A 24,997-nucleotide genomic window follows, 5' to 3' on the forward strand; every position below is an offset into this window, starting at 1 on the left:
CATACGTAAAATTTGCAGACTTCCAAGACTATTTTGTAACATTGCAATTTAGCTAAAATGCATTGAAATGACTTTTTCGAAGAACTTTTGATATTTAAGATACTTGCAAAGTTATGCTAAATGACAGCACAATCGCTGCAATGTTTATTTTGAGCTAAAAAATTAATTTTCTCGGATTACGTCACTAAGTTTTAGCTTAAATGAAAACTTTGTAAGGATCTGGAAAATAGAGAATAAAAGTCCTTAAAGCATTTTTGAGTTTTGTTCTGCAATTGCCCAATCAATATGAACTTGCACAATCGCGTCATGTTTTTCGCGAGAATTTTTTAATGATTGAACAATATTTGAACTGTATGGTGCATTGCCTAAGCCAATGGCGATATTTCGCATAAAGCTTTGATAGCCTGTTCGTCGGATAGGACTGCCTTCAGTACAGCTTAAAAAAGTGGCTTCATCCCATTGCCAAAGGTCTAATAAACTCACTTGGTCGAGGCCATGACGTGGATAAAAGTCCTCAATTTGAGTTTTATGCGCAAAGCTATTCCATGGACAGATGAGCTGACAGTCATCACAACCAAACACACGGTTGCCAATGCCACGGCGTAATTCTTCAGGAATGATGCCTTTGTATTCGATGGTTAAGTAGGCAATGCATTTACGTGCATCTAACATATAGGGTTCAACGATGGCCTGAGTTGGACAGATATCAATACAGGCTGTGCATGAACCACAATGTTTGGTTGCCGGAGAATCAAAAGGCAAATCGAGTGATGTAAACAGCTCACCTAATACAAAAAATGAGCCTGATTTTTTATGGATCAGTAAGGTGTGTTTGCCTGTCCATCCCATGCCTGCATTTTCAGCTAAGGATTTTTCAAACACTGGTGCAGAGTCGGCAAAGGGTCTAGATTCAAAATCTCCGATTTTTTCACGGATGATATTCGACAAGGTTTTTAAACGACCACGCATGACTTTGTGGTAGTCACGACCTCGTGCATAGCGTGCAATGATGGCTGCATTTGGCTCATCAGGAACATAACGTGGTTTTGGGGTTTCGACCAAATAATCCATGCGGACACAAATGATACTGCGGGTGCCGGGGACTAAAAGTGCTGGATTGGCACGTTTTTCAAGGTTTTCCTCTAGGAATTTCATATCGCCGTGATAACCACGTTCTAAATATTCTTTAAAACGAGGGAGTTCCTCTTGAGCATCTGGCTTTGCGATGACACAATCAGAAAAACCTAAATTTAAGGCTTGTGCTTTAATCCATGCTTTTAGGGTTTCTGGATCATATTGATCGACAGGAATTTTTTGTGCAGGAGTTGAAGCGGCCATAATCATAACAAGGAAAAACAATGCGTCTGCAAGTTTACCATAGCCCTGTTTATCTTAGCCAAAGTATTCAAGCTTGGGAGCAGCGTTGGTTTGCTCAGCACAATAGCAGTTATGGTCTGATGCAGCAGGTCGCATGGTCGATTGCTCAGCAACTCATTCCAATGTTAAAGCAGCAAAATTTAAATAATATTGCAGTATGTTGTGGGCAGGGCAACAACGCAGGTGATGGATATCTTACAGCGCAATACCTACAGCAAGCAGGCTTTCAAGTTGATATCTATGCCGCTGAAATAGGGGCATCGAAGGACTTACATTCTGCAGTACAGGAAGCGATAGATCACAAGCTTAAGATCTATACACATTTTGATTTTCAGCGAGATTATGACGTCTATATCGACGCATTATTTGGTATAGGGCTCAATCGTGAACTTTCTAGCGAATGGCAAGCCATTATTCAACGATTAAATGCATGCACGGGACTCAAAGTTGCGATTGATATTCCAAGCGGTTTACATGCCAATACAGGGCAGCCTTTACCCATCGCATTTCAAGCCGATTATACCTTTACGGCATTGGGTCTAAAAGCAGGGCTATTTACAGGTCAAGCGAAGGAATATGCAGGTGAAGTTTCGGTGATAGCATGCATACCGACTGATGCAGAGCTAGCGCCACTTGCGTATTTGTCGCCACAGAAAATCACTTTACCTGCACGTCAAGCTTTTGGTCATAAAGGCAGTTATGGCCATGTTTTGGTTGTTGGTGGCCATGCTGAAATGGGTGGGGCGGTGATTATGGCTGCTGAGGCTGCATTCCATGCAGGTGCAGGTAAGGTTACGGTTGTTTGTGATGCACGACATCACACCGCTATTTTGGCGCGCGCACCAAATATTATGCTACGCGATATCAATGCATTAACTACAGAAGCAATTCAGCAACTGATCGATCAAGTCGATGCGATTAGCTTTGGCATGGGGCTTGGTCGTGACGATTGGGCACAACAGCAGTTTCAGTCATGGTTTCCATTGATTCAGCAGTCAACCTTGGAAATTGTTTTGGATGCAGATGCCTTATGGTTTCTAGCTGAAGCACCTAAAAATTTGAATGCACGAACCTATGCAACGCCACATCCGGGTGAAGCTGCGAAATTACTGGGTATTACTACTGCTGAAGTTGAAGCAGATCGTGTACAAGCAATTCAACATTTAAAAGAAAAATTTCAAGGTCAATGGGTGCTTAAAGGCGCAGGCAGCTTGATACTCGAAGATCAACTTTGGATTTGCACCGCAGGTAATGCAGGAATGGGTACAGGCGGTATGGGAGATGTGCTTGCAGGGATGATTGCCAGTTTAAAAGCACAATTCCATCAGCAAATACATCTGCATGAAATCGTAAGCCTGCATGCTTTAGCAGGTGATGTATTGGCGAAGCCGGGGATGCGTGGTTTGCAAGCGCAGGATATGGCCCAAGCGGTTTATCATGTGGTCAATCATTCAGGAGTTGAAGACTAAAATGCATGCGGTTAAATTGCGAATTCAAGGTAAAGTTCAGGGTGTTGGTTATCGTCGTTGGTTTGAACAGCAAGCGGTTGCACTTGGTTTAAATGGCTATGTGAAAAATCTAGCGACGGGCGAAGTTGAAGCGCTGATTATTGGAACTGAAGACGCCATTCATAAAATACTGAAACACAGTCTGGTGGGTCCTTTACGAGCAGACGTAACTAAAATCGATCAGCAAGAAATTCCAATGCATGAATTAGACTATAGCGGTTTTAAAATGATTCGCTAAGTTTGATCACTAGATTGAGTGGGGTTTTGAAAACAGTCTGAATTACTGAACTATATGATTTGACGAATATTTATCGACGTCGAGTGCTTACACGGCTTCGGCCACGAGCCATACCACCTAAGGCATTCAGTACAGCCATTTTACTCATACTACCAGACGCATGCGCATGACAAATTGCGGCAGCCAAAGCATCGGCTGCATCCTGCTGGGGTTTGATGCTTAGGTTCAGAATGCGCATAACCATCATTTGGACTTGTTCTTTATCAGCAGCCCCATAGCCGACCACAGATTGTTTGATTTGACGTGCAGTATATTCAGCGACTTGTAAATCTAAATTGGTTAAAGCGGCAATGGCAGCACCGCGTGCTTGACCTAATTTTAAGGCCGAGTCAGGGTTTTGAGCCATAAATACTTGTTCAACCGCAGCTTCAGTAGGCCCGTGAAACTTTACGATGCGATCAATACCAGCAAAAATACGTTTTAAGCGTTCAGGCATTTCTGTCGTTTCGGTACGAATGGTGCCAGCATCGACAAAACGTAGTTTAGAGCCATCCTTTTCGATGATGCCGTAACCAGTTAAGCGCGACCCAGGGTCAATACCGATAATTAATGACATGTTTGCCCTATTTGCCCTTTAAAAATAAAAATATGCCCATATTGTTACATAAGCGTGTCAAAAAAGCTTGATAGTGATTGAGCAGTTGAACGCAACACCTTAAATTAATTTACTGAGATTTGTTTAATTTTCATGAAATTATTTCTTCTGATTTTAGCAGGCTTGATCCTGGAAGTGTTTGTCTGGATCGGTGTGGGCGACCTCGTCGGCAGCATGTGGTATGTCTTTTTCTGGTTCGTGGCGGCCTTCTTTATAGGGATGAATATTATCCGTAAATATTCATCAGGTCTGATGCCTCAAATGCAGCAAATGCAAGCAGGTCAAATGAGTAATGATCCAGCTTTAACTGGAAATTTACCAAAAATTTTGGCTGGTTTCTTATTGCTGTTACCGGGTCTAATCTCAGATATTATGGCATTACTTATTTTGATTCCACCTGTACAAAATGCCATGAAAGCAGTCATGATGAAAACAATGATGAAGCGTCAGCAAGCCATGATGGAAAAAATGATGGGTGGCATGATGGGCGATATGGGAGGCATGGGCGGTGCTCAAGGTCAGAACCCATTTGCAGATATGATGCGTCAAATGCAAGATATGCAAAATCAGCAATCAGGTCGTGATTCATCCGTTATTGATGGTGAAGCTCGTGAAGTAAACCCAGATGCGAAACAAATTGAACTGAAAGATGTCAATAAAAAATAAGTAACTCAGTATGAAAGGCCGAATGTGTATTCGGCTTTTTTTTTGCGTAAATTTTGATACGGCCTAAAAATAAACCTTGTGTTGCCAACAAAAAAATTGAACAGGCGATATAATCTTCACGTTTTAATTCAAATGAATCAGCTTGCATGTCACTGTTATTCACCATCTGTGCGCTACATTTTGTTGCGCAGTTGAGTCCAGGTCCAGATGTATTATTAATTGCTAAAAGTGCAGCATCAACAACGCGTGCAAATACCTTAAAAATTATTGCGGGGATCTCTGTCGGGATTGTGGTATGGGTCGTTTTAACCTTATTGGGCTTTACGGTTCTGGTTGGGCAATTTCCATGGATACAACAAGTTTTAATGGCTGTTGGTGGATTTTTCTTGGCGAAAATGGGGTGGGCGATGTTTAGTGGCGGGCTAAAAAGTTTAAATCAAACAGCCAATTTAGAAGATGGGCAGGCCTTAAGTCAGCAGAAAACTGAAAATTATTTTTTATTAGGTTTATTTACAAATTTAGCCAATCCGAAAACACTGATCTATTTTAGTAGTGTGTTCTCACTGGCGTTGAGTTCATCAGCCAGTAGTAACCTAAAAGCACAGCTTGCTGTCATTATTCCGATTCAGACCTTTATTGTGTTTAGTTTGTTTATGATGATTATGTCTTTGCCTAAAATTAAAGCACTCTACCAACGGTCAGGTAGTTATATTGATGTGGTTTCAGGGGCGTTATTTTTAATTTTTGCAATTTGGCTGTGGTTCGACGCAATTAGAATGTTCAATCTATAAGGGCAGTGAATATATTGCTGTCAGCAAAGCGAAAGCCAAGTATTAGAACTTGGCTTTTTTATGTGCCAATTTTATTGCTCTGGATTGGTTTGATCTTGGTCTTTGGATGGTGCTGTATTTGATGGATCTTGTGCAACATCGGTGGTTTCAGCATGATCACGATAGCGGTTTGGCTTGAGGGTGGTTTCGGTATTTTCAGAACCTTTGTATGATCGGCTACGATTGGCACGTTCACGTAAACCGCCTTTTTTTATTAACTGCACCATCGTCTAGAACCTCATTGCTATTGTCATAGTTTAAAGAGTTTTTGTTGTGAAGATAAGTAAGCAGAGCAATACAAGCGCATAAAAAAAGCCTGAAATCATTCAGGCTTTCATCATTTTAATTTCTCGCTTTGAATGACTTTAAAGCAACTGGATAATAGTGCTTAAATTCAGCTTAGCTAAAATTTTACACATTGCCAGCTTGTTCATAGGGCTGTATTTGGCTGTTGTAAAAAAAGCTTAATTTTTACCATCTTGCTTGAGTACTTCAAAGATGTTGAGTTGGGTTGTCGCTTCAGTATCGTGCTGTTGCAAATACACTTGAACACTCTTAAATAGAATGGCAACAGCCAAACAACTGAGTATGCAAAATATCCAAAAGCCATATGGGCTACGGATATTATGCGAGCCACATTCGGAACATTCTTTATCGCTTGAAGCTAACACTTTATTGCAACAAGCACAGTGATATTGATAGTGCATTGCTATTCTCCATTTAGTCCAATTTGACCAACATTCTTGTTGTTATTGTCAACCATCAATCCGTGATGATTGTTTTATCTTAATGTGCAAATAAGCTGCTGTACAAGTTTTAAACGGTTTGTTTTGCTCATTATTGTGTAAGTGAAAAGCGTCAGAGAGTTAAATATTTGTTTTATTAATAATTTATAAATGAAACAAGACATGAATTTTCAGTCATAAAAAAAAGCCAGTTCGAAAACTGGCTTTTGCTGTTCTGTCTAAATTGAATTATTGACCAGAGCGGATGATGTAATCAAAAGCAGATAATGATGCTTTCGCGCCTTCACCTGTTGCAATGATGATTTGTTTGTAAGGTACTGTTGTACAGTCACCGGCAGCAAATACACCTTTTACATTGGTTTCGTTACGCTCGTTAATTACGATCTCACCACGGTTTGAAAGTTCAACCGCTGTTTCTTTTAAGAAATCAGTGTTTGGTAACAAACCGATTTGTACAAAGATACCAGCCAATCCAATCGTTTTGATTTCATCAGTTGCACGGTCTTTGTAGTTCAATGCAGTCACTTGTGAACCATCACCAACCACTTCTGTAGACAATGCATTCATGATCACAGTGGTGTTCGGTAAGCTGTTTAACTTATCTTGAAGGACTTGGTCAGCACGAAGCTTAGTATCAAACTCAACTAGCGTTACATGTTCCACAATACCTGCAAGGTCAATCGCCGCTTCTACACCTGAGTTACCACCACCAATCACTGCAACACGTTTACCTTTAAACAATGGACCGTCACAGTGTGGACAGTATGCAACACCACGAGTACGGTATTCTTGTTCACCCGGAACGTTCATTTCTCTCCAGCGTGCACCTGTTGAAAGAATCACTGTTTTAGATTCAAGTTTTGCACCATTCTCTAAAGTCACTTCAACCAAGCCATTGGCTGTTTCATCTGCACCTTTGATGTCAGATACACGTTGCAAGTTCATGATGTCCACACCGTACTCACGTACATGTGCTTCCATTTCAGCAGCAAACTTAGGACCTTGAGTCTTTTGAATCGACGTGAAGTTTTCGATGTCCATGGTATCCATGACCTGACCGCCCATGCGTTCAGCTACGATACCGGTTTTGATACCTTTACGTGCAGCATAGATTGCAGACGTATTACCTGCAGGGCCACCACCAATCACAAGGACATCAAATGCTTCTTTGGCATTTAGCTTTTCAGCATCTTTTGCAGCAGAGTTGGTGTCTAATTTAGCAATGATTTCTTCCAAAGTCATACGACCTTGACCGATGTGGTTGCCGTCTTGGAAGACCATTGGTACAGCCATGATTTTGCGTTCTTCCACTTCGTCTTGGAAGAATGCACCATCAATCATGGTTGCAGTTGTACCTGGGTTGTAAATTGCGATCAAGTTAAGTGCTTGAACCACGTCAGGACAGTTATGGCAGCTTAAAGATACAAACACATCAAAGTCAGTTTTAAGACCTAGACCTTTGATAGTGTTCAGTACTTCGTCAGAAACTTTCGGTGCATAACCTGAAGTTTGTAGCAAAGCTAGAATCAAAGATGTGAATTCGTGGCCCATCGGCAAACCTGCGAAGAATACACGTGGTGTTTCACCTGCTTTTGCAATACCAAAGCTTGGCGCACGGCTGTTGTTACCGTCAAAACGTGCAGTCACTAAATCAGATAAAGCGGCAACTTCAGTTACCAATTCTTTAATTTTGTCTGATTTGTCCGTGCCGTTTAAAGTCGCGACGATTTCAATCGGGCCTTCAAGGCGTTCAAGTAAGGTTTTTAATTGAGCAGAAGTATTTTGATCTAACATTGCTAACGTCTCCAGAGGAGTAAATTTATTTGATGAGAGAATGATAGAACAAACCATTAAATAGGTGAAACGGTTTGTTTTTATAAAATTAATCGGTTTTACAAATCAAGTGATTAAATTTCTTTCTAAATCATAAGAATATACCGATGTGAATCCAGTCAATATTGGGCCGCTATTGAGAAATACAAGTTAAATAGTGGAAAAATAAACGAATTCATCGCGCTTTAAGCAAGACAATGCTAGAGTCAACGCTATTGTATTGAGAACTTTTTTAGGGAAATGGCATGCAGGTTAAACAGGGAATTTATCAGCATTATAAAGGTCAGTTGTATCAAGTCTTTCATGTTGCAACACATAGTGAAACGCGTGAAAAAGTTGTGGTCTATCAGTGCTTGTATGACGACTATTCAATGTGGGTAAGACCATTAGAAATGTTTATGGAAACTGTTGAAATTGATGGTGAAGTAATTCCGCGTTTTAAACTGATCCAAGAAACCCACTGAGCAAATATTTAGTACTTTAATCTTTAAATATGAAAGAAATAACAAAAGGACAGAATCATGAGCATGGATGCAAATTTTAAAAACTATATGCAACAACTCTATGCAGACTTTAGTGCTCACGATGCTGCTCAAAATCACCGACTTGCGCGTTACCGAAATATTGAGCCTGAGTCTGCACTGTTTTTAGCTATGCAAATTCGCTTAAAACAAGCCAAACAGATCTTGGAAATTGGAACATCTACAGGCTATTCCACGCTGTGGTTAGCAGATGCTGCGCAGTCTACACAAGGGCGGGTCGAAACCATTGAAATTGATGCAGCGCGCATTGAGAAAGCTAAACAGCATGCGGAAAATTTAGCTTTATCCGAATACATCGAATTTCATCATGGCGATGCACTGCATTTTTTACAGCATTCAAATCGTCGTTATGATTTCATTTTATTAGATGCAGAACGTGATGCGTATATCGGGTATTGGCCATATTTAGCTGAATTGATACAAGTTCAAAGTGGCGTGTTAATCGTGGATAATGTGCTGTCACATGCCAATGAGGTCGCTGAATTTATCCAACGTGTTGAAGCGGATGATCGTTTTATCAGTACGACATTAAATGTGGGCGCAGGACTCTTTATGGTGACTTGGCGCAACTAAAAATCAGGGCATTCAGCCCTGATTTGATTGAAAATATTTTTTAATTAATAAAAATACTGTTGCTATAGCACCAAGCTCGTAGCGGTTTAACCCTGTAAGCTTACGCGTGAAAAATGTAGATCATATTCTAAATATTTGTGGACAAATGCCGTTTTATCACTACATCGAAGTAAATTATCATAAATAAAAGGTGAAACTGGATAAAAGAGATCCCCAGAACCATTCGCATAAAATATTTTTAAGTAACGTGAAGAAGAACTGTATTTCCAAGAAGTTACAACAGTTGTTGTCATAAGCCACCCCCTTATTGCGTTGTTATAGTCATACTGCAGTTAAAGGTTTATCTCATTTGAAATTAAGATAAATTCGGGGCATGGAGTATTGCAGAATTGTTAAAAAATAATGTTTTATCTCACATTTTTTTCATTTCTTTATCAACTAATTTGATAAAAATAATGCCAGTTCAGAGAAATGCCATAAGCGTCATTCTCACTTGTTGGTGTCGGGGGAGTTAAAAACTACGGCATTGTTCTGATTTATTGCCTTTGACTTGGTTGTTACTGCCATTAATTGAAAAAGCATTTTCAAGACAAATCAAATTACCTGCGATTTCATTATTATTTAGAACAATATTGCCGTTATTTTTCTTTAATTTCAGGTCGCCTGAAATTTGGTTATTGAGGAGTTGGATGTTTTTCCCTGTCGTAAAATCGACATTGCCACTGATATTGTTATGATTGGCAATGATCTTGGTAAAATTTTTATTCGATTCAATATTGCCTTTGATATGGTTGTCATGCAGTTCAACACTTGCGCCATTTTCTAAAATAACATTGCCATGAAGAATTAAACCTTCAAGCTGACAATTTTTTTTGACTTTAATATCTTCACGAATACTTTGGTTTTTAATTTCACCTTCGCAGTTCACGGCAGCAAAAGTTGTAAACGAACATAAAATTAAAATGATCGAGACGAAATATTTTTTCATGGGCTTACATCTTCCTGAAATAAGCAATTGACCTAAAACTCATGTTAAAAATACTGAAATACTGGCAAAGATGTAAGCCTAGACACTCGGGTTTGCGGCGCATTTTTATTATATTTGTGTAAGCTCTAACTTGATGAATATCTACAGATATGTGGAATGTGCTTGAGCGTTAAAGTTGTAGGAATAAAGTGTGAACTGCGTAGGGTATATAGAGGTACATACTCTCCAATAATAGGCATAAAAAAACCACGCTAAAAGCGTGGTTTTTGAATCAGTTCAATCTAATACAGATTAGATTTTACCAACTAGGTCGATTGAAGGAGCAAGAGTTGCGTCGCCTTCTTTCCATTTAGCTGGGCAAACTTCGCCTGGGTGAGCGTGTACGTATTGAGCTGCTTTAACTTTACGAAGAAGTTCTTGAGCATCACGACCGATACCACCAGCGTTGATTTCAACGATTTGGATTTTACCTTCTGGATCGATAACGAAAGTACCACGATCAGCAAGACCGTCAGCTTCGATTAATACGTCAAAGTTTTTAGCAAGAGTCCAGTTCGCATCACCAACCATTACGTATTGGATTTTTTTGATTTCTTCTGAAGAATCGTGCCAAGCTTTGTGAGTGAAATGAGTGTCAGTAGAAACTGAGTAGATTTCAACACCTAGTTTTTGGAATTCTGCATAGTTGTCAGCAAGGTCACCAAGTTCAGTTGGGCAAACGAAAGTGAAGTCAGCTGGGTAGAAGAATACAACAGACCATTTACCTTTAAGATCAGCTTCAGTTACTTCGATGAATTGACCATTTTGGAATGCTTGTGCTTTAAACGGTTTAACTTCAGTATTAATTAAGCTCATCATTGTCTCCATGATTGAGGTTTGTTTTTGATTTCCAATAGGGTACAGAAATTTTTCTTATTGCTGAAATAGTATTTTTACATAACTAATATCGGAAAATCCGAATTAGTACACTCCAGAACTATTTCAGCAATAACGATTATTTATCATTATTTCATTCGATATAAGCCATATCAATGCCATATAAAGTTGAAAGTAAAATGACAAAATCATCTTTTCAAAGTCTGTAACTAACATGATGCTTGTGGCATAAGATTTCAAGGGTGATCTCTAAAAAAGTTATAAAAAATATTTCAAATTATAGAATTTGTTCATATAAGATGGCATGAACATAAAATGACTCCAGATTTGATCAGGTGCTTAGTCAATTTTTTCGTATCATTGCCATTCTCAGTCTTGCACTTGCATCACTATGTATTCTTAAAGTTGAAGACACAGGTACAAATTTATGTATCTATGAATACTTGCAACCTCAAAAAGCGACCTATTTTAATGAACTATTAGGAACTTCATCAGATGATCCTACGCTATTGAGTAGCATGGGAATCGTTGGAATCTTCTTTTTTTTCCCACTGTTGCTATCATTTAGACGTGCTTGGTATGTGGTTATATTATGGCTATATGCGATTTTTCAATTCATCATCATTTTAATGATAGAAACTGCTTCAATTTCAAAAATTATCTATGACAGTATTGTTTATTGTCATAATGGTTGGTTGTTCGCATGGGTGATCGGGCAGTGCATATTTATTGTTTTTAGTTTCGTTTACATTTTCTATGGCACTGAAACTAATGTATAAAGCTTTCAAATGGATTGGCTTGAGTTGCCTATTCTAGTCAGCATGTGGCTTTATTATTCTGTACTGGATGAATCAAGAATGTGCTTTCATTTCAAGGTGCTAGCCCGAATCAAATTAATTATTATGCTGAAATGAATGGTTATTCATCGGATGAACCTCTTTTATTTATTTTTATTGGGTAGATTTGCATTTTATTTTCAATTTTTTTGTGCTTAGCAAAATCTGTTCATCATTTCTTGATCATCACTTTCACTTTATTGATGTTTTTAATTGTGCCATTGAGTATATTCTATACAGTGTCATTTTATCAGCCATTACATGGCAGTATTGAAGCATGTGGCAATTATTGGCTATTGGCCGCAATTTTAGTTTTTTATCATTTTATTCTGTTCGGCTTTACCTATTGGTTTCAGGCACGCAAAAAATAGATTCATCTTTCACTATTTTTACATACAGCGTAAAATATTCGGTTCTATTTTAATTATTAGGATAATGCATCTGTGCCAAGTCAGTTAAATGTCGATCAATTGGTCATGGTTCGTGATCGCCATCGCTTAAGTCGGCTGAAAAAAGGCAAAGAAGCCAATCCTGAAAAATTTCAAGATTTGTTTGAAAAGTCGAATGCGAAAGTGCGCGAACGGATTGCCCGCATTCCCAATATTAAATTAAATCAAGACTTACCTGTTACGCAGTATGCGGACAAACTAATTGAAGCGATTCAAAAGCATCAAGTGATTATTGTGGCAGGTGAAACGGGTTCGGGTAAAACCACACAGTTGCCTCAAATTGCCATGCTTGCAGGTCGTGGTTTAACAGGTTTGATTGGCCATACTCAACCCCGTCGACTAGCAGCGCGTAGTGTTTCGCAACGTATTGCAGAAGAAGTGGGCGAAAAGCTGGGGGAGTCGATCTCCTTTAAAGTTCGTTTCAATGAACAAGGTTCACAAGATTCCATCGTTCGATTAATGACCGATGGTATTTTATTGGCTGAACTGGCCAATGACCGATTCTTAAATAAATACGACACGATTATTATCGATGAAGCGCATGAGCGTTCGCTAAATATTGACTTCATCATGGGCTATCTCAAACAGCTCTTGCCACGTCGTAAAGATCTCAAAGTCATTATTACTTCCGCGACATTAGACGTAAATCGCTTCTCGAATTACTTTGATGGGGCACCTATTTTTGAAGTCGAAGGTCGAAGCTTCCCTGTAGAATTGCGTTATCGTCCGATTTCAGAGCTGAGTATTGTTGGCAGTGATGACGATGAGTTTGATGATTTTGAAGAAAATCTACCGCGTGCCGTTGTTTCGGCAGTAGAAGAATGTTTTCAAGATGCACAGGAAAAAGGTCATCCTGAACATGCGGACATTTTGATTTTTGCCAGCACTGAACAGGAAATTCGTGAGTTACAGGAAACACTGCAAAAGTTTGGGCCACGACATACCGAAGTTTTACCTTTATATGCTCGATTGGCTTTGGCAGAACAGCAAAAGATTTTCAATCCATCAGGCGGTGGGCGACGGATTATTATTGCCACCAACGTGGCAGAAACTGCCTTAACTGTGCCAAATATTCGCTATGTAATTGATAGTGGCTTTGCACGGATATCCCGTTATAACTATCGCTCACGTGTACAGCGTCTACCAATTGAGGCTGTATCACAGGCGGCAGCAAATCAGCGTAAAGGTCGTTGTGGTCGTATTGCACCGGGTGTGTGTATTCGACTGTATTCAGAAGAAGACTTTATGAGTCGTCCTGAATTTACCGAACCGGAGATTAAACGAACCAACTTGGCCTCGGTTATTTTGCAAATGCAAAGTTTGGGCTTTGGTGAATTAGAAGACTTCGATTTTATTGAGCCGCCAGATCATCGTTTGGTGAATGATGGTCGTAAGCTGTTAATTGAATTAGGTGCTTTAAAAGAAAAATCGGCGTATGTACCGCAAGTTGCTTCGGAAAACCAAGCAAAACAAGGCACAAAACATGCGAATAATAAAAATGGTGCTTTAACCAAAATTGGTCAGCAAATGGCGAAAATGCCGATCGACCCACGTCTTGCAAGGATGATTTTGGGTGGAGCGCATTTTGGTGTATTAAATGAAGTCTTAATTATTGTCGCTGCTTTAGCGGTACAAGATCCACGTGAACGTCCTGCGGATAAACAAATGCAGGCCGATCAGAAACATGCCTTGTTCCGTGAAGCTGACTCGGATTTCTTGTTCTATATCAAATTATGGGAAGCTCTAGTCGCAAATCGTGACATGAGTGAAAATAAGCGTCGAACCTTTGCACGCAACCATTTCCTCAGTTGGTTACGCCTCCGTGAGTGGAAAAAAACACATGAGCAATTGGTGGATTTGGCTCAGGGCTTAAAACTGTCCTTTAATGAAAAGAAAGCCAATTACGAAAATCTGCATCGTGCGCTTTTAACAGGGTTGCTTTCATTTATTGCCAATAAAACAGATGAACGCAATGTATTCATGGCGGTGCGTCAGCAAAAGGCACGTATTTTCCCTGCATCAACTTTGCATAAAACCAATACACCTTGGGTCATGGCTTTTGAGATGGTGGAAACCTCTCAGGTATATCTTCGTACATTGGCGAAAATTGAACCTGAATGGATTTTATTGGCTGCTGGCGATTTATTGAAGCATCATTATTTTGAGCCGCATTGGTCGAAAAAAGCTGGTGTGGTGAATGCTTATGATCAAATTTCTTTATTTGGTTTGATTATTGAGCCACGTCGTCAGATTAATTATGAAAAAGTGGATCATCCGGCGGCGCATGAAATTTTCCTACGCGATGCGTTGACGACGGGACATTTGGGTATTACGCCGCCGTTCTTAAAACACAATTTATTAAAACTCGAAGAAGTTGAGCGTGTTGAAGATAAACTGCGTCGTCGTGATTTGGTAGTGGATGAGGAAACCATTTACCAATTTTATGCTGCAAAAGTGCCTGAAGAGGTGGCAAGTCGTCGTAGTTTTGAAGACTGGCGTGCAACTGTAGAACCTAAAAATCCACGGTATTTATTTATCGATGATGATTCGCTTTGGATGAATGACCGTCCAACGACCCAGCAATTTCCAGACTACCTACGAAATGGTGAACTGCGTTTGGCTGCAAGTTATCGTTTTGACCCAAGTCATGATGAAGATGGCGCAACGGTCAAAATTCCAGTTCAAGCTTTGCCGCAAGTGGATGAAAATATTTGGTCATGGGGTATACCTGGTTGGCGACAAGACCTGATTGAAGCTTTACTTAAAGCATTGCCAAAAGATAAGCGCCGTCACTTGGTGCCAATACCTGATACAGCGCGTAAATTGATGGATCGTGTCGATGCCGTGCATTTGCGCGAGCATATTTTTAGTTTCTTGGCGTTCCAACTGCGTGGTGAGCAAATCACAGATAAGGACTTTTCTTGGGAACGTGTTGAGCAATATCTACTGCCTTTAATCAAAGTCATTGATGAAAAAGGCCGTGTGATTGAGCAAGGTCGTGATCTAGATGAACTCAAAGCACGCTGTCGTACAGAAACTCATAGCCCAGTCAAACAGTTAAAAGGTGAGTTTAAAACCTTCCCTGATAATTTTGTGTTCGAAGCATCACAAAAAGTCACGGGTGTGGTGGTGAAACAATACCAAGCGCTTGTTCCAGTCAAAGGCTTTGCAGAGTTGGATGCCAAAGACGAATCTGGTGTGGTGATTCAGACTTTCAATGACCAATTTGAAGCAGTCAAACAACACCGCGAAGGGATCATTCGTTTGGTTCATATGCAGTTGGGTGACTTAGTTCGTCAGTTGAAAAAACAGATTTCTAAACCCTTGGCATTGGCTTATTCACCGCTAGGTGACAAAGCCAAACTAGAGCAAATGTTAGTTTATGCCACACTTCAGCTTGCAATAAATGAGCTACCTGTCAATGTGCAGGAGTACCAAAACCTGATTTTAAATGTAAAGAAATCTTTCTTAACCCATGGGCAACAAGCATTAGCCGTTTTAACTGAAACCTATATTCAATGGCAGGATATACGTCGGAAATTGTTGGTTTTAGATGATTCTGTGTTTGGAAAGAACGTTGATGACATTGAAGATCAACTCGATTTGATGCAACTTTCAGATTTCGTTTATGGCAAAACTTCCGATGTGTGGCTCGAATTTCCAAGATATTTGAAGGCATTAGTCTTGCGTTTAGACCGCTTGCCAAATAACCTACAAAGGGACAATTCTGCCATTGATCAAGTTGACCCATGGATGGAAAAATTATTTAAGTTTAAAAATGACACTCGCCTTAAAGAATTGTATTTCATGGTTGAGGAGTTACGCATCTCTATTTTCTCTCAACCAATGAAGACCAAGATGCCAATTTCTCCATCCCGCTTGCAAAAAGTATGGGATAAGCTCGGAATCAGTTAAGATATAGGTATTTTCTAAAAGGAGTTTTACATGGGCATCCGCATTACGGGTACAGGTCTTTATCATCCAGAAGACGTAATTACTAACGAAGAGTTAGTGGAAGCTTTAAATGCTTATGTGGAACAGTACAACAGTGATAATGCTGAAAAAATTGAAGCCGGTGAGCTAGAAGCGCGCCGTGGTTCAAGTGCAGAATTTATCGAAAAAGCATCTGGCGTAAAAGCACGTTATGTTGCTGAAAAAAGCGGTATTTTAGATCCAAAACGTTTACGCCCAGTATTGCATGAACGTTCAAATGATGAATTGTCTATTCAAGCGGAATGGGGCGTAGCTGCTGCAAAGCAAGCGATGGAAAATGCGGGTGTGACTGCTGAAGACATCGATGTTGTGATCTTGTCATGCTCTAATATTCAACGTGCATATCCAGCCGTTTCAATTGAAATTCAAACTGCGTTGGGTATTCAGGGTTATGCCTATGACATGAACGTTGCATGTTCAGCTGCAACTTTTGGTATCAAGCAAGCCTATGACGCGATCAAATCAGGCGCTCGTCGCGTGTTATTGGTAAACGTTGAGATCACATCTGGTCACACAGATTTCCGTATGCGTGACTGTCACTTCATCTTTGGTGACGTTGCAACGGCTTCGATCATTGAAGAAACTGAAACCAAAGCTGGTTTTGAAGTGTTGGATATTGACCTGTTTACTCAGTTCTCAAACAACATTCGTAACAACTTCGGTTACTTAAATATGAGTGAAGTCGATGCTGACATCGACAACAACCGTTTCCGTCAAGACGGTCGTAAAGTATTTAAAGAAGTGTGTCCATTAGTGGCGAAAATGATCACTAAGCAATTGGATGACAATAAAATTGCGGCAACAGATGTAAAACGCTTCTGGTTACACCAAGCAAATGCCAGCATGAATGAATTGATTCTGAAACTGGTTGTGGGTAAAGAACATGCTCAGCCAGACCTTGTGCCAATCATTCTTGATGAATTTGCCAATACTTCATCAGCAGGTGTCATTATTGCATTGCACCGTACTGCGAATGAAGTAAATCATGGCGAATATGGCGTACTTTGCTCATTTGGTGCAGGCTACTCAGTAGGTTCTGTACTTGTTCAAAAACATGATGCTGCCTAAGGTCAGCACATTTGCAGGTTGAACATGATGCAAAATGGATAAAGCGTTTAAGCGCTTTATCCCGCATGTATTTCACGCCAACATTTTTAGGCGCTGAATACATCGATGCATCTAAACCTGCAATGTATGTAGGGAATCATACAATTTACGGTGTGCTCGATTCACCGTTGATTATTGATTATCTCTACAATGAACATAAAGTGGCTGTGGTCAGTATTGCTGATCATAGCCATTTTTATTTGCCCGGTTGGCGTGGCATGGTCAAAAAGTTCGGTGCAGTCCAAGGCATTCAGGACTATGTCAGAACAGTGATGCAACAAGGTTATTCCATTTTAGTTTTTCCCGGTGGTGGTCGAGAGGTTTTGAAGCGAAAAGGCGAAGCCTATCAACTGATTTGGAAGCAACGTTATGGCTTTTTAAAACTGGCGCAAGAATTTAATTATGATATCGTGCCTTTTGCCGCTTTAGGTGGAGATGAAGTCTTTGAACTGGGTTTTGATGCCAGTGTGATTATTGAACATCGTTGGTTTAAACAACTATTAAAAATACAAAAAATCGATAAATTATTACGTCATGGTGATGTGATTCCGTCTTTACCCAAACGTATTATCCCCAAGCGCATTCCATTCTATTTTCAATTTTTACCCCGTCAAAGTTTGAGTCATATTCAGAGTGTGGAGGATTTAAAGCTCTATCGAGAGGCACTACAACAAGATATTTACAATGCGATAGAACAGCTCAAAAGAATCCGTGCAGAACAACATTCTACAAATCAATAATAGTGACTACTCTTCAACTTCATCCATTTTTATTCGTCACAGCTCAAAATCATGGTGAATTTTGTCACAACAATAGCTTTTAGATTTTTTTTATTGAACGCCTTTGTATTGACCTTTTGTACAGCTATTTGGCTGATTAATGGCAGTAGTCGGAGCATTAAACTTTGACTATAGTGAAGGTTGAAAAATAATCAACGATCGTTAGGGCGGAAGATGGAAAAGAAAAGCTTGACCCCGCAGCTAGAGCATATTGCTCGGCAACTTATTCGAATATCTCCAAGTTTAAAGCAGTTGTATCAAGAGCAAATGGAACTTGCTACAGCACTCAATTCACAAAATATCTTTAAAATTGAACAAGAGCAGCACCGCATTCAACTGTGTAATGGACTGTGTACCTTACAACTACAAAGTCGTGAATCGATTGGATATCAGTTTCCTAGAAGTCCGTTTAGACCCATCAAAATTGCTGAATTGCATTCGACAGTGCCATGTATTGAGGCAATAGAAGATTTCTTATTTCATGAATTGTATTTTTTTACTGGCGACCTAAAGCCGCAACATTCACTCTTGCTCAGAGAAAAAGCACAGCAATTTAGACAATTGATCTTACAGTCGATTTTTCAACATCTAAATGGGCCAGCGCGTGTTCAACAGTTTTTAGCACAGATGACAGCAGTTGAAGCGCAAATTTTTGATCAGTTGATGCAAGAGCAGCAGATTTATCAGACACCGCTATTGCGAACGTATATCGAATGCCAAATCTGTCTACCACATTGGTTGATGCAAAAGATTGAGCAGATGTTCGCACTCAACTCACTTACAGAAGCTGAAATATTGCCGATACAGCTCTTGATGGATAGTTTGGACGAGATTTGTTTTGCTACAGCACAATTTTTAGATCCAACGATTTACCGGATCATGAGTTTGAGTTATGAAGATCGGTTCAATTTACAAGAATTAAATGAACATATAGAAGATATTATTTTGTTGCTCGACCATGCATATGAGCGCCCCAATTTGCTGGGTTTTATTCGTTTGATGCATCGGGATGTTTGGGCAGAGCAGGACATATTAAGCCATAGCAATTTTGTGCAAGCCACAGCTATTTGGCAAAAAAAATGTGGAAAACTCCCTTTACTCGATAACAATCGTGCAGTGCGATGGATGTTCAAGCAGTCAGCCGAAGTATTGGATTGGCTGAGTCGTAATTTTCAACACAGTAATGTACGAGTGACTGTGACGGCATTAAGTTTTGTCGATACACAGCAAATGCATCCCACATTGATTCTTGCGACCTTACAACATTTTCAATTTGTTGCAGCGCGCTTATTTATTCAAAATTGCCATACGATTGCGCATGAACATGATTGGTTTAATCATGAAAAAAATCTGCAGTTTGTTTTACAGCGAAAATATCAGCAGCATGATGACCATCGTGTAGTGATCAGCCCATCGATTTTGTATTTAGATGAGTGGTTGATCTTAATGCGACAGGTGTTAGGCGCGGAGGATCAGGCCATAAAAAAAGTCTATCTACCCTTGAGCCGTATTATGCAGGCCTATCTGCAACATTTAGTACGTTGTACGCAGCAATTACCACAGGCTTTGATGGATTATATCCGTCCAGAAACCCAAGAAAATCGCCAGTTTTTAAGTATGTTACGACAGCATAAAATTCAACTGCAGGATTTTCGAAATTTATTTTATTTAAAGCATGCTAATTTAAGAGTATCTGTATTTGATGCCTATGTGCGTGATTATGTCAGTGCGACTTATTCTACAGGTCATACAGTCCCTAAAAATATTACCTGGAATGGGGTCTTTCATCAGGCGGTGTATTGGCATGCTAAGCAACAAAAGCAAGAAGTGTTAACTCAATTAAAACGTCAATTTACGACAACGGTTTGGCAGCCATTTACAACAGAAGACAAAATATATTTTCAAGAGTGGGTCTTTGAAGAATTAAAAACCATCGATCGAATTATTGATGAATCTATTCACTTTAAACATTGTTTGGCATCAAGTTATAGCGCCAGTATCATTGCAAGAGTATATGTAGCTTTTCATATGTACCATCCCATTTTGCATGTATCGATGACTTTGGGCTGTCATGTGCAAAACCACATTTTGGTTTTTGATCAACTCGAGTATTCAAATAATACCCAAGCAGAAATAGAAAAAGTAAATATCGCCAAAGAATTTTTAAATAGGTTCAATAGCTTAAAGTAAGATTGGCGAAATACGGATTTAGTAAACTGTGTTGTGCGCTTAACTTTTGAGTCAAAAATCGTTAGGCTATAGCCGTTCTTTTACGGTATAGGTCTTATGAAACAAGAAACTGCACTAAAGCTGCTCAAAGCAGGCGAAAATGTGTTTTTAACAGGTTCGGCTGGTGCAGGTAAAACTTATACTTTAAATCAGTACATCAATTATCTAAAAGCGCGCAAAGTGCCGGTGGCAATTACGGCTTCTACAGGGATTGCTGCAACCCATATGAATGGCATGACAATTCATACATGGGCAGGGATTGGGATTAAAGATGCGATTTCCGAAGATGAGTTAAAGCGCTTAAAAGAACGTAAATATTTAAAAGAGCATTTGGAAAATGCCCAAGTTTTAATCATCGATGAAATTTCGATGTTGCATGCCAAGCAATTAAACTTGGTGAATAAAGTTTTAAAATTTTTTAAAGACAGTGAAGATGCTTTTGGGGGGATTCAAGTCATTGTTGCAGGTGACTTCTTCCAGTTACCCCCTGTGGGACGCAAAGGTGAATTAAACCGTGACAAGTTTTGCTTTATGTCTGAGGCATGGGTAGAAGCGAAGTTTCGCGTGTGTTATTTGACCGAACAACATCGTCAGGGTAATGACTATCTCAATGATATTCTAAATGCGATTCGTGCTCAGCAAATTACGGGCGATCATTTGCATGCTTTAAGGCAGACAAGTTCACAAAATATAGGTGAAACCTTTACGCGCTTGTATACCCATAATATGGATGTAGATAGTATTAACTATAAACATCTAAATGAAATTGAACAGGAATCTCGCCAGTTTGATGCCCAATGTGATGGTAATGATAAACTGATCGAAACCTTAAAATCTTCAGTGCGTGCGCCGGAAACTTTGACCTTAAAGAAAAATGCCAAAGTGATGTTTGTAAAAAACAACTTTGACGTGGGCTATATCAATGGCAGCCTCGGTGAAGTGATAGGTTTTGAAGAAGATGATGAATATGGCATCTTGCCTAAAGTAAAACTCACTGATGGCACGACCTTGGTGGTAGAACCTGAAACATGGTCTGTCGATAATGATGATGGTAAAACCATTGCCAGTTTCCAACAAATTCCACTGCGTTTGGCCTGGGCGATTACCATTCATAAATCTCAAGGGATGACCCTTGCAGCGGCTGAAATTAACTTGACGCATACTTTTGAGAAAGGTCAGGGTTATGTGGCATTGTCGCGTTTAAAAACATTAGATGGTTTGCGTTTACTTGGTTTTAATGAACAAGCCTTAGAACTCGACAGTTTGGCCATTAAAGCCGATCGACGCTTTCAGGAACTCTCTGATGAAGCGGAAACCAATTTTGCAGAGGCTGATTTAACAGTACAACATAAAGCCTTTATTCGTCATTGTGGCGGAACACTGAATGAAGTGGAAATCGAGCGCAATGAAAAGAAAATTGCCAAAACTGGTGCGAAACAAAGCTTTGCCACAGCGACTTTAGATCAAACTCGTGAATTGTTTGAGGAAGGTTATGAAATTCAAGATATTGCAGTGGAGCGTGGTTTAACACCAGCCACCATTATTAACCATTTGGCTCGTCTGCAAAAAGAGCAAGGTTTAGATATATCGGTGGCACATCCGGGAGAAGACGTGGTTGAGCAGGTGCGTAAAATTTATAAACGTTTGGCGAAACGACAAGACCCAGCACATTATAACGATGACGGCACGGTTAAGCTGCGCCCAATTGTGGAGTTGACCAGTCCACGCATGGGATATGATCAAGTTCGTTTGGCTTTATTATTTGTGGAATAACACATTCTTTGGATTACATACATTTAAAGCCAGATTGATCAATCTGGCTTTTTTAATAAGGGCATCGTGTTTATTTTCATCCTTTGCATCTGCTTAAAAACGATGAATTGGTGATTAAAGTTCCAAATAAAACTTTAAATGAATAAAATTTAATAAAATAATGATAAGGTGAGTATAATTCATTAATGCTTTGCGAAAAATATTCGATTGCAAAGTTGCTCCCAAGTTTAGTTGAGAACAATCATGTTGGAATTACGCCATCTCAAAACCTTATTGGCACTCAGAGAACACGGTTCTTTGGTCGCTGCATCTAATGATCTGTGTTTAACGCCTTCTGCTCTTTCACACCAGCTGAAAGAGCTAGATCATTGGTATGGGGTTGAGGTGGTAAACCGACGCACACGTCCTGTTACTTTTTCGAATGTTGGGCAACGTTTACTACGCCTTGCTGATGATATTTTGCCGCAAGTTCAAATTGCGCAATCGGACATTACACGGATTGTGCATGGTCAAACCGGCCGAATTATTTTTTCTTCAGAATGTCATAGTTGCTTTGACTGGCTGATGCCGTTATTGAATGTCTACCGTCAGCAATACCCTGATGTAGATTTGGACTTTGCTTCTGGCTTTGAAGCCAATCCGCATGAACTATTACAAACAGGCGAGTTTGATCTTCTGATTACGGCAGACCCAATCAATTTAAAAGGTGTAGAATATTTCCCAATCTTTGAATATGAGTCTCGTTTGGTATTGTCCAATACACATCCATTGGTTCGTGCGACAAATGTGACTGTTCAAGAATTAGCAGAAGAAACGCTGATTACCTATCCGGTCGATAAACATCGTTTAGATATCATGGCAAAATTATTTTTACCGGCCAATATTCAGCCTAAACACGTCCGTACTACAGATTTGACCCAGATGCTGATTCAGTTGGTTGCAAGTGGTCGTGGTATTGCGGCATTACCAGATTGGGTGGTAAATGAATATGAACAAAAAGGTTGGGTGACCTCTCGACGTTTAGATTGTGTTTCACCTGAAGGTTTAAGACGGACCTTGTACGCAGGCTATCGTACCGAAGAGGCTGAAAAAAGCTATTTTGAAGGCTTCCTAAAACAGTTGGCGAAATTCTCACAAAAGCGCAATCAATATTATTCCAACTAAGGGGGATCTATGACTCAGAGTCTTTTTGTATACGGGACATGACGTCTAGGTCAGCCCAATGCTCACGTGATGGATCGCATTGGTGGCGTGTGGAAGAAAGGTGTGGTGTGGGGTGAATTAGAAGATAAAGGCTGGGGGCGGCGATGGGCAGTCCGGGCATTCGTTTATCGAAGGCAGGTCATGCGATTGAAGGCTATGTTTTTATCTCTGAAAACTTAGCCGCACATTGGGCGGCTTTAGATGAATTTTAAGGGGCTGAATATCAACGTGTGGCTGTCGATGTGCAACTGGAAGGCGGAGAATGGATGCAGAGTGAAATTTACGCGTTGGAATAATATCCAGGGGAGAGTCGGAAAATACGTGGGTCATCCAAACATCATGACTTTCCCCAACCTTCGATATGTGTATCGATGATTCTGCATGCTCTGTTGTTTCCTTGAGTGCATTTTCTTTCGAAGAGTAGTATTTGAAAGAGTTGTATCTAAAGTGCTTGAATGCACAGAAATCACTTTAAGATTGCTATACAAGTGGATGAATAATTTTTAGAATTGGGCTGTATCTCACATTGAACCCTGTTTGAACTCAATCATGCCCAATTCTATAGAACCATCACCAACTCAACTCATGTCTGTGATTCAAACGCAGACAGCTATTGCCAAACTGGGTTTAGATCTAAATGCAGTGATGACCGTGGTCGCAGAACAGGCGCAGCAGATTACACATGCTAAAGGTGCAGTTGTAGAGTTGGCTGAAGATGGTGATATGGTCTATCGTGCAGTGTCTGGCGGGGCGAGCCATTTACTGGGTTTAAGACTACATATTGAAAATAGCTTATCGGGGCTATGTATCGCGCAAAAACAAACACTGTATTGCCAAGATTCGGAAACAGATGCACGGGTAGATCGCGTGGCATGTCAACGTGTTGGATTGCGTTCGATGGTTGTGGTGCCATTGATTCATTGTGATGAAGGTGTCGGTGTTTTAAAGATTTACTCTGACCAAGTCGATGCCTTTCAGGAAGCCGATTTACATATATTAAGTTTGATGTCTGAGTTGATCGCTGCGGCGATGTACCATGCGACACGTTTCGGTGCGACAGAGCTATATAAATTGGCGACGCAAGATAGCTTAACCGGCTTAGCTAATCGGGCTTTGTTTGTCGACTTTTTACGCCAAGGGATAGAAATAGCACGTGCGCAGAAAAAAGTGTTGGGTATCTTGATGATTGATATGGATGGTCTGAAGCCGATTAATGATCAGTTTGGACATCGCATTGGGGATGCTGCACTGAAAGAAATTGCACAGCGCATTTTGCGTGAAACACGTCAAGATGACTTGGTTGCACGCTTGGGTGGTGATGAATTTGCTGTGATCTTAACCAATATTGCCAACTTAGAACGTGCGCAAACGGCGATGAATCGAATCGCAGAAAGTTGCGGACTGCCGTTTGCATTTGAGCAAATGAGCTTGAAAATTGGTGCCAGTATAGGCATGGCTTTATTTCCAGAAGATGCTCAATCTATCGATCAATTGGTCGAAATGGCTGATTTAAAAATGTACGCCAATAAGCGTGAACGGAAACAAATCAATCCTGAATAACTCACTGCCTAAATATCTCACTGCTTAAATAATTCACTCATAGTTATGCAGGTAAATTCGTTCACTACCTTCATATTATCTAAAGTATCGCAAAACGTTTTGATGAAAACTTGTCCTGTCTCAAACAAATGCGGATGACATGACTAAGTATCGTTGTTTAATTTGAATCAAAGTACGCTTCGAATGTGACGGTGTAACATCATTTAGTAATTGAAAAATCATCTAAGGTCATTTGT

General features: G+C 40.0%; 22 protein-coding genes. 14 read left to right on the forward strand and 8 right to left on the reverse strand.

Translation table 11 applies throughout. The features are described from left to right. Positions 1-243 precede the first annotated feature (243 nt). A complete protein-coding gene (queG, locus tag FTU62_RS12835) occupies positions 244-1,338 on the reverse strand; it encodes a tRNA epoxyqueuosine(34) reductase QueG (RefSeq protein ID WP_111885754.1) in 1,095 nt (364 codons plus the stop codon). A 20-nt stretch (positions 1,339-1,358) separates the two neighbouring features. Here queG and FTU62_RS12840 point away from each other — a divergent pair, with 20 nt between their 5' ends. Together FTU62_RS12840 and FTU62_RS12845 are read left to right on the forward strand one after the other, a co-directional pair. Further along, complete coding sequence (locus FTU62_RS12840; RefSeq protein WP_180102877.1) at positions 1,359-2,846, forward strand: NAD(P)H-hydrate dehydratase; 1,488 nt, start codon at positions 1,359-1,361, stop codon at positions 2,844-2,846. Position 2,847: 1 nt separating this feature from the next. Beyond that, the gene (locus tag FTU62_RS12845; protein WP_180007390.1) at positions 2,848-3,123 is read left to right on the forward strand and encodes an acylphosphatase; all 276 of its coding nucleotides are present in this window, start codon (positions 2,848-2,850) and stop codon (positions 3,121-3,123) included. A 70-nt stretch (positions 3,124-3,193) separates the two neighbouring features. On the opposite strand, the gene ruvC is transcribed toward FTU62_RS12845, so the two are convergent. Beyond that, positions 3,194-3,739: a crossover junction endodeoxyribonuclease RuvC gene (gene ruvC / locus FTU62_RS12850; protein WP_078189034.1), complete on the reverse strand. Its 546-nt coding sequence runs from the start codon at positions 3,737-3,739 to the stop codon at positions 3,194-3,196. 132 nt (positions 3,740-3,871) lie between these two features. Here ruvC and FTU62_RS12855 point away from each other — a divergent pair, with 132 nt between their 5' ends. Both FTU62_RS12855 and FTU62_RS12860 read left to right on the forward strand, forming a co-directional pair. Beyond that, positions 3,872-4,444, forward strand: a complete 573-nt coding sequence (locus tag FTU62_RS12855; RefSeq protein WP_180102878.1) for an FxsA family protein — start codon at positions 3,872-3,874, stop codon at positions 4,442-4,444. Between the two features lie 146 nt (positions 4,445-4,590). Next, positions 4,591-5,235 (forward strand): LysE family transporter, encoded by a 645-nt coding sequence (locus FTU62_RS12860; RefSeq protein WP_180102879.1) that lies wholly within the window; start codon positions 4,591-4,593, stop codon positions 5,233-5,235. 71 nt (positions 5,236-5,306) lie between these two features. Here FTU62_RS12860 and FTU62_RS12865 read toward each other — a convergent pair whose 3' ends face one another. The 3 genes from FTU62_RS12865 to ahpF all read right to left on the reverse strand — a co-directional run bounded on the left by FTU62_RS12865 (position 5,307) and on the right by ahpF (position 7,814). Next, entirely contained in the window at positions 5,307-5,501 is a 195-nt protein-coding gene (locus FTU62_RS12865) for a hypothetical protein (protein WP_111885752.1), read from the reverse strand. 237 nt (positions 5,502-5,738) lie between these two features. Beyond that, a complete protein-coding gene (locus tag FTU62_RS12870) occupies positions 5,739-5,981 on the reverse strand; it encodes a hypothetical protein (protein ID WP_078192893.1) in 243 nt (80 codons plus the stop codon). A 267-nt stretch (positions 5,982-6,248) separates the two neighbouring features. Further along, positions 6,249-7,814, reverse strand: a complete 1,566-nt coding sequence (gene ahpF, locus FTU62_RS12875) for an alkyl hydroperoxide reductase subunit F (protein WP_180102880.1) — start codon at positions 7,812-7,814, stop codon at positions 6,249-6,251. Positions 7,815-8,098: 284 nt separating this feature from the next. On the opposite strand from ahpF, the gene FTU62_RS12880 reads away from it, so the two are divergent. Together FTU62_RS12880 and FTU62_RS12885 are read left to right on the forward strand one after the other, a co-directional pair. Beyond that, positions 8,099-8,317 (forward strand): DUF1653 domain-containing protein, encoded by a 219-nt coding sequence (locus FTU62_RS12880; protein ID WP_078189028.1) that lies wholly within the window; start codon positions 8,099-8,101, stop codon positions 8,315-8,317. Between the two features lie 57 nt (positions 8,318-8,374). Next, positions 8,375-8,968: an O-methyltransferase gene (locus FTU62_RS12885; RefSeq protein WP_180102881.1), complete on the forward strand. Its 594-nt coding sequence runs from the start codon at positions 8,375-8,377 to the stop codon at positions 8,966-8,968. A gap of 86 nt (positions 8,969-9,054) precedes the next feature. On the opposite strand, the gene FTU62_RS12890 is transcribed toward FTU62_RS12885, so the two are convergent. The 3 genes from FTU62_RS12890 to ahpC form a co-directional block, all read right to left on the reverse strand. Further along, positions 9,055-9,261 carry a KTSC domain-containing protein gene (locus FTU62_RS12890; RefSeq protein ID WP_078189026.1) on the reverse strand — a complete coding sequence of 69 codons (207 nt, stop codon included), beginning with the start codon at positions 9,259-9,261 and terminating at the stop codon, positions 9,055-9,057. Positions 9,262-9,479: 218 nt separating this feature from the next. After that, complete coding sequence (locus tag FTU62_RS12895) at positions 9,480-9,956, reverse strand: hypothetical protein (protein ID WP_180102882.1); 477 nt, start codon at positions 9,954-9,956, stop codon at positions 9,480-9,482. A gap of 291 nt (positions 9,957-10,247) precedes the next feature. Then, complete coding sequence (ahpC, locus tag FTU62_RS12900) at positions 10,248-10,811, reverse strand: alkyl hydroperoxide reductase subunit C (protein ID WP_078193727.1); 564 nt, start codon at positions 10,809-10,811, stop codon at positions 10,248-10,250. 356 nt (positions 10,812-11,167) lie between these two features. Here ahpC and FTU62_RS12905 point away from each other — a divergent pair, with 356 nt between their 5' ends. The 8 genes from FTU62_RS12905 (at position 11,168) to FTU62_RS12945 (ending at position 24,761) form a co-directional block, all read left to right on the forward strand. Continuing rightward, the gene (locus FTU62_RS12905; RefSeq protein WP_180102883.1) at positions 11,168-11,611 is read left to right on the forward strand and encodes a hypothetical protein; all 444 of its coding nucleotides are present in this window, start codon (positions 11,168-11,170) and stop codon (positions 11,609-11,611) included. A gap of 533 nt (positions 11,612-12,144) precedes the next feature. Further along, the gene (gene hrpA, locus FTU62_RS12910; RefSeq protein ID WP_218948624.1) at positions 12,145-16,032 is read left to right on the forward strand and encodes an ATP-dependent RNA helicase HrpA; all 3,888 of its coding nucleotides are present in this window, start codon (positions 12,145-12,147) and stop codon (positions 16,030-16,032) included. Positions 16,033-16,062: 30 nt separating this feature from the next. Further along, positions 16,063-17,178, forward strand: a complete 1,116-nt coding sequence (locus FTU62_RS12915) for a beta-ketoacyl-ACP synthase III (protein ID WP_111885081.1) — start codon at positions 16,063-16,065, stop codon at positions 17,176-17,178. Between the two features lie 11 nt (positions 17,179-17,189). Then, on the forward strand, positions 17,190-17,957 hold the full coding sequence (locus tag FTU62_RS12920; protein WP_180102885.1) for a 1-acyl-sn-glycerol-3-phosphate acyltransferase: 768 nt from the start codon (positions 17,190-17,192) through the stop codon (positions 17,955-17,957). Positions 17,958-18,170: 213 nt separating this feature from the next. Then, positions 18,171-20,186, forward strand: coding sequence for a hypothetical protein (locus FTU62_RS12925; RefSeq protein ID WP_180102886.1), 2,016 nt, complete (start codon positions 18,171-18,173; stop codon positions 20,184-20,186). 96 nt (positions 20,187-20,282) lie between these two features. Continuing rightward, positions 20,283-21,998: an AAA family ATPase gene (locus FTU62_RS12930; RefSeq protein ID WP_180003112.1), complete on the forward strand. Its 1,716-nt coding sequence runs from the start codon at positions 20,283-20,285 to the stop codon at positions 21,996-21,998. Between the two features lie 243 nt (positions 21,999-22,241). Continuing rightward, positions 22,242-23,162 (forward strand): LysR family transcriptional regulator, encoded by a 921-nt coding sequence (locus FTU62_RS12935; protein ID WP_078189020.1) that lies wholly within the window; start codon positions 22,242-22,244, stop codon positions 23,160-23,162. Positions 23,163-23,750: 588 nt separating this feature from the next. Further along, on the forward strand, positions 23,751-24,761 hold the full coding sequence (locus FTU62_RS12945; RefSeq protein WP_180102887.1) for a sensor domain-containing diguanylate cyclase: 1,011 nt from the start codon (positions 23,751-23,753) through the stop codon (positions 24,759-24,761). Positions 24,762-24,997: the final 236 nt, after the last annotated feature.

This window comes from Acinetobacter sp. YH12126, from assembly GCF_013418745.1.
Classification (GTDB): Bacteria; Pseudomonadota; Gammaproteobacteria; order Pseudomonadales; family Moraxellaceae; genus Acinetobacter; species Acinetobacter amyesii.